The sequence below is a fragment of the Mesorhizobium sp. WSM1386 genome, assembly GCF_055901595.1.
On sequence record NZ_CM148373.1, the window covers coordinates 1,088,392 to 1,105,923 of the forward strand.

Annotated in this window: 17 protein-coding genes; 14 read left to right on the forward strand and 3 right to left on the reverse strand. The window is 64.5% G+C overall.

All coding sequences use genetic code 11. The features are described from left to right. Positions 1-1,299: an NAD(P)/FAD-dependent oxidoreductase gene (locus AC0NIH_RS05275; protein ID WP_473460922.1), complete on the forward strand. Its 1,299-nt coding sequence runs from the start codon at positions 1-3 to the stop codon at positions 1,297-1,299. Positions 1,300-1,514: 215 nt separating this feature from the next. On the opposite strand, the gene AC0NIH_RS05280 is transcribed toward AC0NIH_RS05275, so the two are convergent. After that, positions 1,515-2,285 (reverse strand): IclR family transcriptional regulator domain-containing protein, encoded by a 771-nt coding sequence (locus AC0NIH_RS05280; RefSeq protein WP_473460924.1) that lies wholly within the window; start codon positions 2,283-2,285, stop codon positions 1,515-1,517. 119 nt (positions 2,286-2,404) lie between these two features. Here AC0NIH_RS05280 and AC0NIH_RS05285 point away from each other — a divergent pair, with 119 nt between their 5' ends. From AC0NIH_RS05285 to AC0NIH_RS05315, 7 genes are all read left to right on the forward strand, one after another. Continuing rightward, the gene (locus tag AC0NIH_RS05285; RefSeq protein ID WP_473460926.1) at positions 2,405-3,262 is read left to right on the forward strand and encodes a CoA transferase subunit A; all 858 of its coding nucleotides are present in this window, start codon (positions 2,405-2,407) and stop codon (positions 3,260-3,262) included. After that, complete coding sequence (locus AC0NIH_RS05290) at positions 3,259-4,065, forward strand: CoA-transferase subunit beta (protein ID WP_224689312.1); 807 nt, start codon at positions 3,259-3,261, stop codon at positions 4,063-4,065. The genes AC0NIH_RS05285 and AC0NIH_RS05290 overlap by 4 nt, the downstream gene beginning before the upstream one ends. Position 4,066: 1 nt before the next feature. Further along, positions 4,067-5,272, forward strand: a complete 1,206-nt coding sequence (gene pcaF / locus AC0NIH_RS05295) for a 3-oxoadipyl-CoA thiolase (RefSeq protein WP_023777519.1) — start codon at positions 4,067-4,069, stop codon at positions 5,270-5,272. A gap of 151 nt (positions 5,273-5,423) precedes the next feature. Beyond that, on the forward strand, positions 5,424-6,455 hold the full coding sequence (locus AC0NIH_RS05300) for a BMP family protein (protein WP_473460928.1): 1,032 nt from the start codon (positions 5,424-5,426) through the stop codon (positions 6,453-6,455). Positions 6,456-6,707: 252 nt separating this feature from the next. Continuing rightward, a complete protein-coding gene (locus AC0NIH_RS05305; RefSeq protein ID WP_473460930.1) occupies positions 6,708-8,219 on the forward strand; it encodes an ABC transporter ATP-binding protein in 1,512 nt (503 codons plus the stop codon). Continuing rightward, positions 8,219-9,274 (forward strand): ABC transporter permease, encoded by a 1,056-nt coding sequence (locus AC0NIH_RS05310; protein WP_473460932.1) that lies wholly within the window; start codon positions 8,219-8,221, stop codon positions 9,272-9,274. The genes AC0NIH_RS05305 and AC0NIH_RS05310 overlap by 1 nt, the downstream gene beginning before the upstream one ends. Then, the gene (locus AC0NIH_RS05315) at positions 9,271-10,215 is read left to right on the forward strand and encodes an ABC transporter permease (protein WP_473460935.1); all 945 of its coding nucleotides are present in this window, start codon (positions 9,271-9,273) and stop codon (positions 10,213-10,215) included. The genes AC0NIH_RS05310 and AC0NIH_RS05315 overlap by 4 nt, the downstream gene beginning before the upstream one ends. Before the next feature lie 630 nt (positions 10,216-10,845). Here AC0NIH_RS05315 and AC0NIH_RS05320 read toward each other — a convergent pair. Next, positions 10,846-11,634 carry an SDR family NAD(P)-dependent oxidoreductase gene (locus AC0NIH_RS05320; RefSeq protein WP_473460938.1) on the reverse strand — a complete coding sequence of 263 codons (789 nt, stop codon included), beginning with the start codon at positions 11,632-11,634 and terminating at the stop codon, positions 10,846-10,848. Positions 11,635-11,920: 286 nt separating this feature from the next. Here AC0NIH_RS05320 and AC0NIH_RS05325 point away from each other — a divergent pair, with 286 nt between their 5' ends. Further along, positions 11,921-12,076, forward strand: coding sequence for a hypothetical protein (locus AC0NIH_RS05325; protein WP_473460940.1), 156 nt, complete (start codon positions 11,921-11,923; stop codon positions 12,074-12,076). Positions 12,077-12,231: 155 nt separating this feature from the next. Further along, entirely contained in the window at positions 12,232-13,173 is a 942-nt protein-coding gene (locus AC0NIH_RS05330) for an LLM class flavin-dependent oxidoreductase (protein ID WP_473460943.1), read from the forward strand. Positions 13,174-13,282: 109 nt separating this feature from the next. Here the strand turns inward: AC0NIH_RS05330 and AC0NIH_RS05335 are convergent, their stop codons facing one another. Then, positions 13,283-13,957 carry a cysteine hydrolase family protein gene (locus AC0NIH_RS05335; protein WP_473460945.1) on the reverse strand — a complete coding sequence of 225 codons (675 nt, stop codon included), beginning with the start codon at positions 13,955-13,957 and terminating at the stop codon, positions 13,283-13,285. Positions 13,958-14,243: 286 nt separating this feature from the next. Here AC0NIH_RS05335 and AC0NIH_RS05340 point away from each other — a divergent pair, with 286 nt between their 5' ends. Genes AC0NIH_RS05340 through AC0NIH_RS05355 form a run of 4 tightly spaced genes read left to right on the forward strand, consistent with a single transcriptional unit; the run spans position 14,244 to position 17,467 of the window. Beyond that, on the forward strand, positions 14,244-15,035 hold the full coding sequence (locus AC0NIH_RS05340; protein WP_473460948.1) for an ATP-binding cassette domain-containing protein: 792 nt from the start codon (positions 14,244-14,246) through the stop codon (positions 15,033-15,035). 57 nt (positions 15,036-15,092) lie between these two features. Then, positions 15,093-16,043 (forward strand): tonB-system energizer ExbB, encoded by a 951-nt coding sequence (gene exbB, locus AC0NIH_RS05345; RefSeq protein ID WP_473460951.1) that lies wholly within the window; start codon positions 15,093-15,095, stop codon positions 16,041-16,043. A gap of 12 nt (positions 16,044-16,055) precedes the next feature. After that, entirely contained in the window at positions 16,056-16,523 is a 468-nt protein-coding gene (exbD, locus tag AC0NIH_RS05350; RefSeq protein ID WP_473460954.1) for a TonB system transport protein ExbD, read from the forward strand. Next, positions 16,520-17,467: a TonB family protein gene (locus AC0NIH_RS05355; protein WP_473460957.1), complete on the forward strand. Its 948-nt coding sequence runs from the start codon at positions 16,520-16,522 to the stop codon at positions 17,465-17,467. Before exbD ends, AC0NIH_RS05355 begins: the two co-directional genes overlap by 4 nt. The last annotated feature ends 65 nt before the right edge of the window (positions 17,468-17,532 follow it).

Genomic DNA, 17,532 nt, shown 5'->3' on the forward strand with positions numbered 1-17,532 from the left:
ATGGCATCTTCAACGGGTTTCAATTCCGGCCTCGATATCGGCCAATCCTATTATGTCGCCACCGCCAATCCGGCGCCGGACCATCCGGCTCTGGTCGGCGATGTCGAAGCCGATCTGGTGGTCGTCGGCGGCGGCTGCACGGGCCTGTCGGCGGCCCTTCACGCCGCCGAGCGCGGCCTGAAGGTGGTGCTGCTCGAAGGCGGCAAGATCGGCTGGGGCGCATCGGGCCGCAATGGCGGCCAGATGATCCCGGGCCTGCGCAAGGGCGCCAAGGGGCTGGTCAAGCTCTACGGGGCTGAGCGGGCGAAGGTGCTGTTCGATCTCGCCTTCGAGGCGCGCGGCCTGGTGCTCGACATCATCGAGCGCCATGTCATCGATTGCGATCTAAGGCTGACCGGCCATCTGGTCGGCGCGGTCAACGGCTCCGATCTCAGGGATCTGGAAGAAGAAGCCAAGTGCCTCGAAAGCGCGATGAAGTTCCGCGATGTCGAGATCCTGTCGGCGGCGGAGGCCAAGGCCAAGGTCGACACACCCTATCACGGCGCGATGTACGAGCCGCTCGGCGGCCATATGCATCCGCTGAACTACACGCTCGGCCTTGCCCGCGCGGCCGTGGCCGCCGGCGTCGTCATCCATGAGAATTCGGTGGCCTTGAAGCTGGAGCGAGAACCTTCGATCCGGGTCTCGACATCGAAGGGGTCGGTGCAGGCCAAGCATGTCGTGCTGGCGGGCGATGCGCTGCTCAATGGACTGGAACCGCGCGTCAACAGCCGCATCATGCCGGTCGGAAACTACATCGTCGCCACAGAGCCCCTGGACGGCCCGCGCAATGTCATCCCGGCCAATGTCGCAGTGTCCGACACGCGCTTCGTCGTCAACTATTACCGCATGTCGGCGGACGGCCGGCTGCTGTTCGGCGGCGGCGAGCGCTATACGCCATCGCCGCCGGCCGACATCGCCGGCTTCGTGCGGCCGCACATGGAAGCCACCTTCCCGCAGCTCAAGGGCTGCCGCATCGATCATGCCTGGGGCGGGCTGGTGTCGGTGACCACATCGCGACTGCCGCATGTCGGGCACTATGGCGAGGTCTATTTCGCCCACGGCTATTCCGGCAAGGGCGTCATCCTGTCGACGCTGTCGGGCAAGCTTTTGGCCGAAGCGATCACCGGCGACGCGTCACGGCTCGATTTGTTCTCGACGCTGACCCCGATGCCGTTCCCGGGCGGCACGGCGCTGCGCGGGCCACTCTATGTGCTGGGCATGCTGTGGTACGCGATGCGGGACCGGATCAAGCATTGAGGGTTGTGAGATGTCGGCGGGCCAGCACCCCCCTCTGTCCTGCCGGACATCTCCCCCGCAAGGGGGAAGATTGGCAGGTTCGGCGCTGCGCTCACCTTACAACAGTGTAGATTGGCGAAACCCGAGATAACAGCTGATCTCCCTCCTTGCGGGGGAGATGGCCGGCAGCCAGAGGGGGGTGCTGCCCCGTCGACGTTGAAGGTTGGCAAGTCCTCTTAAACGACGAAAAAATCTTCAATCCGCTGCCTGGCCTCAAACAGCGCCGGCAGGATCTCCCGTTCCATCTCGGCGACAGAAAATCGCGCCGATTGCGTCGAGACATTGATGGCCGCGACCGTGCTCCCTGAGCGGTCGCGGATCGGCACGGCTATCGAGCGCAGGCCGAGTTCCAGTTCTTCGTCGACGATGCCAAAGCCGTCGGCCTGCGCCTTGCCGACTGCCTCGGCCAGCAATTTTTTGTCGGTGATCGTCTTCGGCGTGCGTCTCTCGACTGTCGCCTGGCGGAGGAACGCGTCCAATTCCCCTGGTGTCAGGCCGCCCAGCAGGATGCGTCCCATCGAGGTGCAATAGGCCGGAAGCCTGGTGCCGACCTCGAGCGACACGCTGAGGATGCGGCGGCCGGGAATGCGGGCGACATAGACGACATCCGGGCCCGACAGGATCGCCGCCGAGCAGGCCTCGTTCAACTGCGCCGCCACCGCCCGCATGATGGGCGCGGCGAAGCTCCACAGCGAGCCGCCGCCAAGCCAGGTGCGGGCGACGGTCAGCAGGCGCGGCGACAGCGAGAACACGCGGCCATCCCGGGTGGCGTAGCCGGTCGCAACCAGCGTCAGCAGGAAGCGGCGGGCGCCGGCACGGGTCAGGCTGGCCTCCTCCGCCATTTCGGTCAGCGTCATGCCCTGAGGGTGACGCGCCAGGATCTCCATGACGGCAAGGCCGCGCTCGAGCGAGCCGACATGGTCACGCGAAACGGTCTCTTCGTCCATCGGGCCTCCATGGAAGGGTACCGCTGCCGGATTGACTCCACGTCTTCGATCAGCTTAAAAAGTATCGCATATTAAACATATGTTCGCAATACGAACTTTTTGTACGTGGAGCCGATGCGATGGTCAAGTTCCTGCCGCTCAAACGGGCCATTGCGGAGAACCTCAACAATGGCGACTCCGTCGCCTTCGAGGGCTTCACCCATCTGATCCCGACGGCTGCGGCGCATGAGGCGATCCGCCAGGGTTTTTCCGGCCTGACCCTGATCCGCATGACGCCGGACTTGATCTACGACCAGATGGTCGGCATGGGCATGGCCAAGAAGCTCGTCTTCTCCTATGTCGGCAATCCCGGCGTCGGCCTGTTGCGGCGCGTACGCGATGCCATCGAGAATGGTTTTCCGAGACCCATCGAGGTCGAGGAGCACAGTCATGCCGGCATGGCCAATGCCTATGAGGCGGGTGCTGCCGGTCTGCCCTGCGCGGTGTTCCGCGGCTATCGCGGCGCGGGCCTTGCGGAGGTCAACCCGAACATCAAATCCGTCACGTGCCCGTTCACAGGTGAGGTGCTGGCCGCCGTTCCCTCGATCCGGCCCGACGTCACCTTCATCCATGCGCAGAAGGCCGACCGGAAAGGCAATGTGCTGGTCGAAGGCATCATCGGCATCCAGAAGGAAGCCGTGCTGGCAGCCAGGCGTGCGGTTGTAACCGTGGAGGAGGTGGTCGACAATTTCGACGACCTGCACCCCAATCTGACCGTGCTGCCGCGCTGGACCATCGCGGCGATATCGGTCGTGCCGGGCGGCTCGCATCCGTCCTACGCGCATGGCTATTATGGGCGCGACAATGCCGCCTATCTCGAATGGGACGAGATCGCCGCCGACCGGGAAAAGTTCCAGGCCTGGATGCAGGCGAACGTCATCGAAAAGAGCGCCGACGATTTTGCTGGACGTGTCGAGCATCTGAGGAAAGCGGCATGAGCGACACTCCATTGGCCTTGGGCTTCACCCCCAACGAGATGATGACCATTGCCGCCAGCCGTGCGCTCACAAATGACGATGTCTGCTTCGTCGGCATCGGTGCGCCGTCCGCCGCCTGCAATGTGGCGCGGCTGACGCATGCGCCCGACATCACGCTGATCTACGAAAGCGGCACGATCGGCACCGCGCCGGATGTGCTGCCGCTGTCGATCGGCGATGGCGAATTGTGCGAGACCGCGGTCACCACCGTCGCGGTGCCGGAGATGTTCCGCTACTGGCTGCAGGGCGGCCGCATCTCGATCGGCTTCCTCGGTGCGGCGCAACTCGACAAGTTCGGTAACATCAACACCACCGTCATCGGCGACTATTTCCACCCGAAGACCCGGCTGCCTGGCGGCGGCGGGGCACCGGAGATCGCGACCTCGTCGAAGGAGATCTACATCACCATGGCGCAGAGCAAGCGCGGCATGGTCGAAAAGATCGACTTCTTCACCTCCTTCGGCCATGGCGAGGGCGGCGATCATCGCAAGCGCCTCGGCATCGACACGGCTGGTCCGACGCTGCTGATCACCGATCTCGCCATCTGGAAGCCTGATCCGGTGACCAAGGAATTCACGGTCGTTTCTCTGCATCCGGGTGTCTCGCGCCACCAGGTGCAGGAGAGCTGTGGCTGGGTGGTTAAGTTCGCCGAGGCGCTTGACGAAACGCCGCCGCCAAGTGAACTCGAACTCAAGACATTGCGCGACCTGCAGGCCCGCACCAAGGCGGCGCATGAAGGAACCGGAAAAACAAGGGCTGCATGACATGGCCGAGGCCTATATCTGCGATTACATCCGCACGCCGATCGGCCGCTTCGGCGGTTCGCTGTCCTCGGTGCGATCAGACGATCTCGGCGCCATTCCGCTGAAGGCGCTGGTCGAGCGCAATGCCGGCATCGATTGGCAGGCAGTCGACGACGTCGTCTATGGCTGTGCCAACCAGGCCGGCGAGGACAACCGCAACGTGGCGCGCATGGCGCTGCTCTTGGCCGGCCTGCCGAAGGAAATCCCGGGCTCGACCGTCAACCGGCTGTGCGGCTCCGGCATGGATGCGCTGACCATCGCCGCACGCGCGATCAAGGCCGGCGAGGCGGAGCTGATGATTGCCGGCGGTGTCGAATCGATGAGCCGCGCACCCTTCGTCATGCCAAAGGCCGACACGGCGTTTTCGCGCAATGCCGAGATTTACGACACCACGATCGGCTGGCGCTTCGTCAACCCGGTGATGAAGAAGCAGTATGGTGTCGATTCCATGCCGGAGACCGGCGAGAACGTGGCGGAAGACTTCGCCGTCTCCCGCGCCGACCAGGACGCCTTTGCCGTGCGCAGCCAGGACAAGGCAGTCGCCGCACAGGCCAATGGCCGATTGGCGAAGGAGATCACGGAGGTGACGATCCCGCAGCGCAAGGGCGACGCGGTGGTCGTCTCGAAGGATGAGCATCCCCGCGCCGGCACCACGGTGGAGGCGCTGGCCAAATTGCCGACGCCGTTCCGGCAAGGCGGCACGGTGACGGCCGGCAATGCTTCCGGCGTCAATGACGGGGCAGCGGCGCTGATCGTCGCCTCCGAGGCCGCCGTGAAGAAATACGGCCTGACGCCGATCGCTCGCATCCTTGGCGGGGCCGCCGCCGGTGTCGCGCCGCGCATCATGGGTATCGGACCGGCGCCGGCGACGCAGAAGCTCTGCGCGCGGCTCGGCCTGACTCCAAAACAGTTCGATGTCATCGAGCTCAACGAAGCTTTTGCCTCGCAAGGCATCGCCGTATTGCGCCAGCTCGGCATCGCCGAGGATGCCTCGCATGTCAACCCGAATGGCGGCGCCATCGCGCTTGGCCATCCCCTGGGCATGTCCGGCGCCCGCATCTCCGGTACCGCGGCGCTGGAGCTGCGGGAACGCGGCGGCCGCTACGGCTTGGCCACCATGTGCATCGGCGTCGGCCAGGGCATCGCCATCGCGCTCGAACGGGCCTGATCGCAGGTTTCTCGGCCGGCCAGGATCAAGACCGGATTGGGCACGCCATCAAATTTGACCATGTGGACAAAAGTCCGGACCCGTTCCATAGTTCCCCGTCTGATTTTTAGAACAGCCGGCTCGACACGGCTGTCGAACAGAGGGGACTGCAATGGATAACCGGAAGAACAAATCTCATTCCGCCCGCGAAGGTCTGTCGCGACGCAATGTGCTTGAGCTCGGCGCGCTTGGCCTGGCGGCGGCCATGCTGCCGGGTGCCGCCTTCGCCAAGGACAAAAAACTGAAGGTGGCGGCGATCTTCGCCACACCGATCGAGGAGCCGTGGGACAACCAGATCCACGTCGCCCTGCAGAAGGCCGAGAAGGAACTCGGCATCGAATACAAATGGTCCGAGAAAGTGCAGACCGCCGATTTTAGCCGCGTCATGCGCGAATATGCGCAAGGCGGCTATCAGCTGGTGCTGGGCGATGCCTTCGCCGCCGAGCGTGAATCGCGGCGCACCGCCAAGCAATTCCCGAAGACCGCCTGGCTGTTCGGCTCGGGCGCCGGCCCCGCCGATCCCAATTTCGGCGTCTTCGACAACTGGATCCACGAGCCGGCCTATCTGTCAGGCATGATCGCCGGCAAGATGTCGAAGTCGGGCACCATCGGCGCCGTCGCGGCGATGGGCATCCCGGAGGTGAACCGGCTGGTCAACGCCTTCTTCGCCGGCGCCAAGGAGGTCAATCCGAACATCAAGAAGAAGGTCGCCTTCATTGGTTCCTTCTTCGATCCACCCAAGGCCAAGGAAGCCGCTGTCGCGCAGATCGATGCCGGCGCCGACGTCATCTACGCCGAGCGCTTCGGTGTCATCGAAGCGGCGGTGGAGAAGAAGGTGTTCGCCATCTCCAACATGTCCGACCAGTCGAGCCTCGGCCCGGACACGGTCATCACCGGCCCGGTCTGGGACATGTATCCGACGGTCGAACAGGCGATCAAGCTGGTCAAGGCCGGCGTCTTCACCGCGCAGGACTATGGCGACTTCTCGCGCATGGCCAAGGGTGGATCGTTCCTGGCGCCCTACCACAAGTTCGACAAGACGCTGCCTGCGGACGTGAAGGAGCTTGTCGAGAAGAAGAAGGCCGAGATCCTGGAGGGCAATTTCCGGGTGGATGTCGACGAGAACACGCCGGTTTCGGATTGAGTTCTGGTCTTTTGGGGGTTGGTGCTAGGCGCCCCCCTCTGTCCTGCCGGACATCTCCCCCTCAAGGGGGAGATTGGCAGCTTTGTCGGCGGCACCCTTATTCGGCGTGGAAAATTGGCGAAAGCCGAAAGTGACATCCGATCTCCCCCCTTGAGGGGGAGATGGCCGGCAGGCCAGAGGGGGGCGCCTCGCGCATCCCCATCAATCAAAGCTGGATCACAAAGCCAAGTCTGATCAGGAGTATCCTTGTCCTTGCCCGCCCCACTCATCGAAATGCGCGGCATCACCAAGCGCTTCGGCGCCGTCAAGGCGAACGAGGCTGTCGACCTGAGCGTCGCGCCCGGTGAAATCCTCGGGCTGCTGGGCGAGAACGGCGCCGGCAAGACGACGCTGATGAATGTGCTGTTCGGCGCCTATGCGCCGGATGCCGGCGAGATCCTGATCCAGGGCCGGCCGGTGCGCATCACCAGTTCGGCCGATGCGCTGGCTGTCGGCATCGGCATGGTGCATCAGCATTTTCACCTCGCGCCAAGGCTGACGGTGCTGGAAAACCTGCTGATCGGCATTCCCGGCAAGGCGGGGCGGATCGACCGCGCCGGCGGGCTGGCGCGGCTCGCCGAAATCGGCCGCCAGCATGGGCTGACGCTCAATCCCGACCTGCCGGTCTCGGCGCTGTCGGTCGGCGAGCAGCAGCGGCTCGAAATCGTCAAGGCGCTGTTTCGCGGCGCCAGGCTTTTGATCCTCGACGAACCGACGGCGGTGCTGGCGCCCAGCGAGGTCGACGGGCTGTTTTCGGCGCTGCGCTCGATGGCGGCGCAAGGGCTCGGCATCATCTTCATCTCGCACAAGCTCAACGAGGTGCGCGCGCTCACTCACCGCTGCACGGTGCTGCGGCATGGCCGTGTCGCCGGGCGCGTCGACGATCCCGCCAACACGACGTCGGCCGCCATGGCGCAACTGATGTGCGGCCACGAGATCGTGCCGCCGGCGCGGGGACCATCGACGCCTGGTGCGGCGGTGCTGACGCTCGACGGTATTTCCACCGCGCGGCATTCGGGCACGGCGCTGCGCGACGTGTCGCTTGCCGTGCGCGGCGGCGAGATCCTCGGCATCGCCGGCGTGTCGGGCAATGGCCAGCGGGCGCTGGCTGAGGTGATTTCGGGCGTGCGCGCGCCCGACGCCGGCCGGATGACGATCGCCGGCAGCAAGGTCACGCGGTTCTCGCCGCGCGAGGTGCAGGCTCTCGGTCTCGGCCGCATCCCGGAAGACCGCATGACCACCGGGTTGGTCACCAATTTGCCGCTCGCCGATTCCATGGTGCTGCCGCGCATCGGCACGGCGGCGTTCAGCAGCAAGGGCCTGCTCAAGCCGGATGCGATCCGCGCCTTCGCCGAGGCCCAGATCAAGGCCTATGATATCAGGTGTCCTGGGCCGATGACGCGCGCCGGCGCGCTGTCCGGCGGCAATCTGCAGAAGGCGCTTTTGGCGCGCGAACTCGCCTTCGATCCGAAGGTCTTGATCGTTTCGCAGCCGACACGCGGCCTCGACATCGGTGCGGCTCGTTTCATCCACGAAAAGTTCCTCGACATGCGGGCCAAGGGCTGCGGCATCATCGTCATCGGCGAGGATCTCGAGGAACTGCTGGTGCTCTGCGACCGCATCGCGGTGATGTATGAGGGCCGCATCGCCGGCACGCTCGACAGCGCCGATGCGACGATCGCGCGGCTTGGGCTGATGATGACCGGGGCGGAGGGGCATAGCTGATGTTTCGCCTGGAAGTCCGCACCTCGACGCCCGCATGGTTCAACCTCGCTTTGCCGCTGCTGGCGATCGGCGCGACGCTCGTCCTGTGCAGCGGCCTGATCGCGCTGGCCGGCGCCAGCGTGATCGAGGCCTATGGCGTGATGTTCACCGCCTCGCTCGGCGACAGCTATGCGATCACCGAAACCATGGTGCGCGCGGCACCGATGATCTTCACCGGGCTGGCCGTGGCCGTCGCCTTCCGGGCCAAATTCTGGAACATCGGCGCCGAGGGACAATTGCTCGCCGGCGCGGTCGCCAGCTGCTTCGTCGGCGCGATCCCGATGCCGGGACCGCTCGCCATGGTCTTGATGGCGGTGGCGGGCGCCGCCGCAGGTGCCGCTGTCGCGCTGGTGCCGGCGACGCTGCGGGTCAAATTCAAGGTCGATGATGTCGTTTCCTCGCTGCTGCTCAACTCGGTCATCTATTACGCGCTGATGGCGCTGATCGAAGGGCCGTGGAAGGATAGTTTCAGCGGCTATCCGATCTCGCCGCCGATCGAGGATTCGGCTAACTTTCCGGTGCTGATCGAGGGCACGCGGCTGCATCTCGGCGTCATCGTGGCGCTGATCGCCGCGCCTTTGATCTGGTTCCTGATCGTGCGCACGACGCTCGGCTTCCGCATCCGGGTCACCGGCGAAAACCCCGAAGCGGCCCGCTATGGCGGCATCCATGTCGAGCGGGTACTGATCTCGACAGCGCTGCTGTCGGGCGCACTGGCCGGGCTCGCCGGCGTCGGCGAGGTTGGCGGCGTGCATTTCCAGGTGATGAGCGACATCTCGCCGGGCTACGGCTATTCCGGCATTGTCGTTGCCATGCTGGCGCGGCTCAACCCGCTCGGCGTTGTGCCGGCGGCGATCTTCCTGGCCGCCGTGATGACCGGGGCCGAGGCGATGTCGCGCGCGACCGGCGTGCCGGCCTTCCTCAGCGATGTCATCCAGGGCACCGCGCTGCTGGCCATGCTGGTGGCGCTGCTGTTCACCGCCTACCGCATCCGCCGCGTCGGAGTTGTCCGATGAGCGCGGTGTTCGAACAGATTTTTCAGGTCGGCTTCCTGGCCGCGATCATCCGCATCGCCACGCCGCTGGCCTTTGCGACGCTCGGCGAAATGTTTTCCGAGCGGGCCGGCGTGCTCAATCTCGGCATCGAGGGCATCATGCTGCTTTGCGCGATGACCGGCTTCACCGCCACCAGCTTCAGCGGCAGCCTGTGGCTTGGCGTGCTGGTGGCGGTGCTGACCGGCATGCTGATGGGCGCGCTGCACGCGCTGTTCACCGTGGCGCTGGGCTTGAGCCAGCATGTCTGCGGCATCGGCGTCACGCTGTTTTCGTCCGGCCTTGCCTATTTCCTCTACCGGCTGATCTTCGGCCAGCAATCGGTACCGCCCAGCATCAAGGGTTTCCAGACGCTGCCGATCCCGCTGCTGTCGGATGTACCGGTTCTTGGCCCGGCGGTGTTCAACCAGTTCGCGCTGGTCTACATGGCGATCCTTGCCATCCCGCTCGCCGCCTTCGTGCTCTACCGTACGCCATGGGGCCTGTCGGTGCGCATGGTCGGCGAGAACCCGCGCGCCGCCGATTCGGCCGGCGTCAGCGTCATCGCCACGCGCTTCCAGGCGGCCATCCTCGGCGGTGCGCTGATGGGGTTGGCCGGCGCTTTCCTGTCGATGGCGCAGTTCAACGCCTTCACCTTCGGCGTCGTGTCCGGACGTGGCTGGGTTGCGATCGCGCTGGTCGTCTTCGGCCGCTGGGATCCGTGGCGCTCGGCGGGCGCGGCGCTGCTGTTCGCCTTCGTCGATGCCTTGCAACTGCGCATGCAGGCGAGCGGCCTCGGGCACATCCCCTACGAAGCGTTCCTGATGCTGCCCTTCATCTTCACCATCGTTGCCATGGCCGTGATGTCACGCAACGCGGTGGCGCCATCGGCGCTGTTGAAGCCGTTTCGCAGGGAGGAGCGTTAGCGCATAAATAACTCGCGTAGATTAGGTTGGGATCGGTGCACGCGCTCGATTCCTCGGAAACCCAATAGCTCAGGCAAACCAAAAACATGCAGGGGAGAGTCCGACTGTCAGTGAGCGTCCCGGTGGTGGGAGCGTCTCTGGTCTGTATGGCAATACGGCCATTTCTAAGAGAGATCGCTGAAAGTTCATATGGGCAATTCGATTGCAGCAATCTTATGCCGAAGCTTTCGGAGGCGACTTCAAAATTCTTACCGGCCGACATCTGCTTGGCCAATAACTATCTATGGGTGGCGTTATTAGTGCTCATCCTCGCATACTTTATTGCTATCGTTTTTGTGTCAGTATATAATTTTAGAAATTGGACTTTTAGATTATTGACGGTTCCAACAAAGGAAATAGTACTCCTTCTATCATTCCTGCTGATCCCGGGGATAGTTGGACTGTGTGCGTTTATCTGGGGCGACATAAACCTGAGAATCTATGGAAGTCCTGCAGAAAATTACCCGCTCGCGATGGATTACGCGAGCGCTCAGATAAACATCTTAATGTATGCTATAAACCTACTGTTCTTCGTTCCAACCGCCGTGCTGCTCGGTATATTTATCAAGCGCAGTAGCTGACGCCTTTGCATCAGCAATGTTGTGAACAGGTTAACATCGCCGTAAAACCATTGTCGACGAACAGATGCGTGCCGTTGACGAAGCTCGATTCGTCGCTGGCGAGGTACAGCGCTGCCTTGGCGACCTCTTCCGGCTCGCCGATCCGGCCCTGCTGCGCGGATAGCGCCGCGTCGGAGACATCGATGCCGAGCCTGCCGAGATCGGCGACCTCGCGCAGGCCGTGCGGCGTGCGGATGAAGCCGGGGCAGACGGCGTTGCAGCGGATGTTGCGGTCGCGGAATTCGACGGCGATGGCGCGGGCGAACATGTGGCAGGCGCCTTTGGTGGTGTCGTAGAGCACCTCCATCGGCGTCGCCGCCACCGCCGAGATCGACGAGGTGCAGACGATCGAGCCGCCGCCGGCCGCGACCATGCCGGGCAGCACGGCGCGCGTCATCAGGAACATCGAGCGGACATTGACGGCGTGCAGCCAGTCCCATTCCTGAACCGTTGTCTCCAGGAAGGGTTTGATGACGATGGTGCCGGCGTGGTTGAACAGCACGGTGACCGGGCCGAGCTGTTCGGTCGCCCCTTTCACCGCGGCCTCGACCTGCGCTTCGTCGGACACGTCGGCGACGAAATGCTCGGCTATGTCTCCCCGCGCACGTATCGCGGCCGCTGTGGCGGCTGCCGCCTCGCGATTGCGGTCGATGATCGCGACCTTGGCGCCTTCGGCGGCAAACAGTTCCGAGGCCGCTCCGCCCATTCCCGTGGCGCCGCCCGAAATGATGGCGACCTTGCCGGCCAGTCTCGTGCCCATTTTCAGTTCCCCATGGTTGATGGTCTTCGTGTGCTCGGGCGATGCTACCGCGCGCGCAGCGGGCGGCCAATGGACGAATTGGGCACAGCGGGAACAAGGACATAGGTCCATTCGATCGCTTCGCGGCAATGCGAACGCCCCGCCGATCCATCGCGCTGACAAGCGCTCTCAGCAATCGGCGACCAATTTGTTGCCCGATATGGGAAAATAATTCTGCTTTTGGCCAAAAAATAGCAATCGACAAAGTCTACAAGTTTATAGATTAACCGGCGAGACGGAGGTCGATATGTCCTATATCCAGAACGCTCAGACTGACAGCAGCGGCCAGAGAGTGGCCAATGCCCAGACCTTTCGCCCGGCCTTTGCCGGCGCTTTCGCCTATCTCGTCTTTGCCCTTGCGTTCGTGTTCACCGGGGCGGTCGTTCTCGGCCTTATTCCCTGAGCTTCAGGCTGGCCCCGAGACATTAGACTGACGGGGGCTAGTTGCCCCATATTTTCAGGCAATCGGAGTTGAATGAACCGGATTCCCGGTGCGCTTGCGCGCGGCTGGGATTCGAACTTCACCGCATCCATGATTCCAGAGATGGAGGAGATGAAATGCCGATCGAATTCACGCATGTACCCGGCAAGACCGCCGATGCCACGGCGCCCTTCTTCTATGATTTCGCCGAGACGGCGACCAAGCTCGATCTGATCGAGGATAGCGGCTTCCGCAAGATCGTCGTCGACGATTCGGCCGGGCTGCTGACCAATATGGATCTCGCTTCCCAGGTGCTTAACCGCACCGCTTCGATGGAAGTGGTGCTCACCCACTGGGCCGGCGTGATCGAACCGACGGTCGCGGCCCGCCAGCTGGCGTCGATCGACAGGGAAAGCGGCGGACGGCTGGCGCTCAGGATGATCAGCGAGCCGTTGAACGATGACGATGCCGAGGCACGTCCGGTCGGACATGGCGTCGTCTGGCAGCGCATCGACGAATATCTGGTGCTCTTGAAGCGGCTGTGGTCGAACGACCGGCCCATCGACCACGAAGGCGCCTTCTACAGCATCAAGGGCGGCTATGTGCCGCGCAAGGGCCCTCACGGCGCCGACCTCGTCATCCGCATGGGCGGACAATCCGGAACGGCGCTCAAGGTGGCCGGCCGGCATGCCGATGTCTTCGAACTGGCGCCGGGCTCGATCGATGAAATCAGGCAATTGATGGAGCGGGCGCGCGGTGCCGCCGCCGAACATGGCCGCGCCGGCAAGCTGCGCTTCGCGCTTCCGGTCCGGATTCACCGGGGTGCGTCCGCCACGGGTCACAAGGCGGTCGACCTGTCCGGGCCGCCGGCTCAGGTCGCGCTGTCGCTGCTTGCCTATGCGGCTCTCGGGATCGATGAGTTCATGATCGTTGGCGTGGACACGCCGCGCGAGATCGCGACGGTCGGCCGGGAAACGCTCGCCTTGCTGCGCAATTCGCTGGCGCGTCGCGAAGATGATGCGTTCCAGCCCGGGGCGTATGCGTCTCGCAGTCGGCCGGGGACCCGCGCCGCGGGGTGAAACATCCTGTGGAACCAAAGCCATTCCGCGACGTCGCGATCCTTCACACACCCCTCTGGCCGGCAGGCCAGAGGCGGGTGCTGTCCCGCAGGCATCGATCTTAAATGCTCTAACTTACCTTGCTGGATAATTGCGACAGGCCGTCGATGACGGCGGCTGAATCCGCCAGCGCGCCGAAGACGCCATCCTCGACCGTCACCATGTGAAGCGCCGCCTCGTGCGCTTGCCGGTCACCACTGGCGCAGGCGTCCGAGATCGTCAGGCACTGAAAATTGCGGTCGCAGGCCTCGCGCAACGTGGTGTGGACGCAGACATCGGTCGTGCATCCGGAAAACATCAGGTGCGTGATGCCTTGGGCGCGCAGCACCAGCTCGAAATCCGTGTAGGTGAAGGCGCTGTTGCAGGTCTTGTCGGCGATGATGTCGTCAGGCGCGACATCGATCTCCGGAACGATCTGGAACCCCGGACCCGAGCGCAGCAGGATGTCGGTGCCGTCGAGACCGGAGCGCTTGCGGCGCCATTTCTCGTAGGGCGTCATGTCGGCCATGTCGGCGCGGTATCCTTGCCTGGTGTGGATGATGGTGATGCCGGCTCTGCGCGCGGCTGATATCAGCCGGTTCACGGTCGGCAGGATCGCCCGCAGCGGTGAAGGGTCATATCCCTGCCTGGCGAAATAGCCCGTCGTCGACAGGAAATCCTGCTGCAGGTCGATGACGACGAGCGCGGTGTTTTCGGCGACGAGCATGCCGTCATAGGGGAAGTCGAAGGGCGTTGCCTTGATCATCGGTGGCTCCCTGTTTTCGACCAACCATAATGGTTCAATGCGCCGACACCAGACGCTGGGCTTCATTGCGCGTGTTTGCGCCTCTCCCGCTTGGTCCGCGTCCGCTGATCATCCGGTGCACCTCCTGTTTTCTGAGGATCCGTTCGCGATATCGGCTGTCACGACGATTTGTTGACCGTTGTAGTCATCTTCAATCTTGACTAGTAATGTCATGTTTCATAGTCAACCGGCACCTGCCTGCCGCGGCCAGAAATTGGACGTCCGGCGGCCGCACTGGAGAAGAGCCATGACGGTGGCTGGAGCCGAGACTGCCTTTCAGATCGACGCGGTGCGTTTTGCCGTCGGCGAGCGGACGTTGCTCGGCCCGGTTTCGCTCGAACTGCAGCGCTCGCGCGTCTATGGGCTGATCGGCCACAACGGCTCTGGCAAATCGACGCTGATCAAGCTTCTGGCACGCCAGCAGCCGGCAAGTTCCGGCGCCATCACCTTCGCCAAACGGCCGCTGCCGCAATGGGGCGCGCGTGAGTTCGCCCGTGCACTTGCCTACCTGCCGCAGACGACGCCGGCGGCGACCGGCCTCACCGTGCGCGAGCTGGCGACGCTGGGGCGCTATCCCTGGCATGGCGCGCTCGGCCGCTTCGGTTCCGAGGACAGGCGGCATGTCGAGGAAGCGCTTGGCCTGACCGACATGGACGGTTTCGCCGACCGGCTGGTGGATGAATTGTCGGGCGGCGAGCGCCAGCGCGCCTGGCTTGCCATGCTGGTGGCGCAGAATGCAGGCGTCATGCTGCTCGACGAGCCGATCTCGGCGCTCGACATCGCCCATCAGGTCGAGGTGCTGGGGCTGGTCCGGGAGCTCAGCCGCAAGCGCGACCTCTGCGTCGTCGTGGTGCTGCACGATCCCAATATGGCGGCGCGCTATTGCGACGAACTGATCGCCTTGAAGGACGGCAAGCTGCTGACGCGCGGCACCCCCGGCGAAATCATGCGGGGCGACGTGCTGAAAGGCATTTTTGGCGTGGAGATGGGCGTGTTCGCGCACCCCGTCACCGGCCAACCCGTCGGCTACGTGCAGTAGGCCGAGGCGGCGGGAAACAGGAAGCGGCTCGCCGCTGTGAAAACAAGGAAGAGGCTCTTGTCGAGAAATGGTTTGTTGGCAGCGTTGGCCGCATCGGTGATCCTGTCGGCTGCCAGTGCAACGGCCCAGGAGCAACCGGCCGGCACCGCCCCCGATGCCGCCCCTGCTGTCGCGGCGCCCGTTGCACCAGCCGCGCCCGCCTCACCGGCGGCTGCCGCACCGGCCACGATGGCACCCGCGCAACAGCAGCCAGCTGGCGCGCCGAATGCGACAGCCGGATCTTCGGCGGCAATGGAGTTGACCTTGCCGCACGACCTGTCGCCATGGGGCATGTTCATGGCCGCCGACATTATCGTGAAAGCGGTGATGATCGGATTGGCCTTCGCGTCCCTCGTCACCTGGACGATATGGCTGGCGAAATCGCTGGAGATTCTTGGCGGCAAGCTGCGCATCAGCCGCGCCGTCCGCGCGATCGGGGATGCCGCAACGTTGAAGCAGGCGAGCCGCGCGCTCGATCGCAGTGGCGGTCCCGGCGCGCTCCTGGTGCGGGCGGCGGAGGAAGAGGCCGCGCTCTCGGCCGGCGCGCTCGACCATGTCTCGGGCGATGGGCTGAAGGAGCGGGTCACCTCGCGTCTGTCGCGCATCGAGGCGGCGGCATCGCGGCGCATGTCGCGCGGTACCGGCGTGCTGGCGACGATCGGCTCGACCGCGCCTTTCGTCGGTCTGTTCGGGACCGTCTGGGGCATCATGAATGCCTTCATCGGCATATCGCAGGCGCAGACCACCAATCTCGCCGTGGTCGCACCCGGCATCGCCGAAGCGCTGCTGGCCACCGCGATGGGGCTCGTCGCGGCGATACCGGCGGTCGTCATCTACAACGTCTTCGCGCGCTCGATAGCCGGCTACCGGCAGATCCTGGCCGATGCGTCGGCCGGCGTCGAACGGCTGGTCAGCCGCGACCTGGATTTCCGCACTGTCGCGCCCGCGACGGCGATGGCGGCGGAGTAGCGGGAGCATAGTATGGGCAGCAGAATCCGCCAGACCATGGATGACGATCTCGAGGAAAGCCACGAGATCAACGTCACGCCGTTCATCGATGTCATCCTGGTGCTCCTGATCATCTTCATGGTCGCCGCACCGCTGGCGACCGTGGATGTCAATGTCGACCTGCCGGGATCGACCGCAACGCCCGCGCCACGGCCGGAAACGCCGCTGTTCCTGACGTTGAAGGATGACCTGACACTGGCGATCGGCAACGACACCGTGCCGCGCCCGGTCTTCGCCGCGACGCTGGACGGCAAGACCAAGGGCGACAAGCAGACGCGCATCTTCCTGCGCGCCGACAAGGCGGTCGCTTATGGCGAGCTGATGGAAGCGATGAACCTGTTGCGCGGCGCCGGCTATCTGAAGATCGCGCTGGTCGGCCTGGAGACGGTGCCCGCGGCCGATGCCCCGGCACCCGCCGCCACCGGAGCGGCAGCGCCATGACGCAAGCGGCCGCCATGCCCACGGCTGAGCTGTCGCGCCTTCGTTGGCGCGACCTTGGCTTGTGGGCAGGCGCAGCCGCGCTGGTGCTCGGCGCTCATGTCGCGGTCGCCTATGCGGTGCAGAGCTTCAGTCCGAGCGAGGCCGACGGCGGACCGCCGCCGGCGCTGGTGATCGAGATGTCGCCGATGGTGATGACGCCGGCGGTGCCGGAACAGGCCGCGATGCTGGATGCCGCGACACCCGACCGGACCGAGGCGGTCGAGGAGATCGAAAAGGCCGTCGAGGCCGAACCCGAGAAGGTGGCCGGGCAGGCGCAGCCGGCCGAGCAGCCGCAAACGGCGCCGCCCGACGAGATCGAGCCGACAGAGACAAGCGAAGCGGAACCAGTCGACCAGCCGCCGTTGGGAGAGGTCGTTCCCGACGTCATCGAGACGGTCGCGCCGGAGGTCGTCGTTCCGCTGCCGCAGCCAAAGCCGCTCGAGCAGCCCAAGGAAAAGAAACCGGTCTCAGTCAAAGCGAAAAAGCCGGTCGAAAAGCCCAAGCCACGGCCAAGGAAGGAAAAGGCGGAGCCGGCAAGGACGGTGGCCGCCGCAAGCGCGAACAGCAGGCCGGCGGCCAAGGCAGCCGCGCCAAAGTCGTCGGCCGGGTTTTCAGGTATCAGCCCGGCCAAGTGGGAGACGCGGCTGACGGCATGGATCAATCGGCACAAGCGCTATCCGAGCGCCGCGAAATCGAGGGGCTCGCAAGGCAGTACCAACGTAACCTTCACCGTGGACGGGTCCGGCCGCGTGATATCGGCACGTGTCGTGCGCTCGTCCGGCGACGCCGAACTCGATCGGGCCGCGCTTGCCGTACTGCAGGGGGCCACCGTTCCGGCACCGCCATCGGAGCTCGGCTCGCGCGTCAGCCGCACGGCGCCTTTCGTGTTCAGTCTTCGGAACTGAAGCAATCCGGGAACTGAAGCAATTCCGGGAAACTGATGCAATTCCGGGAAAAACCGGAGCCGGCT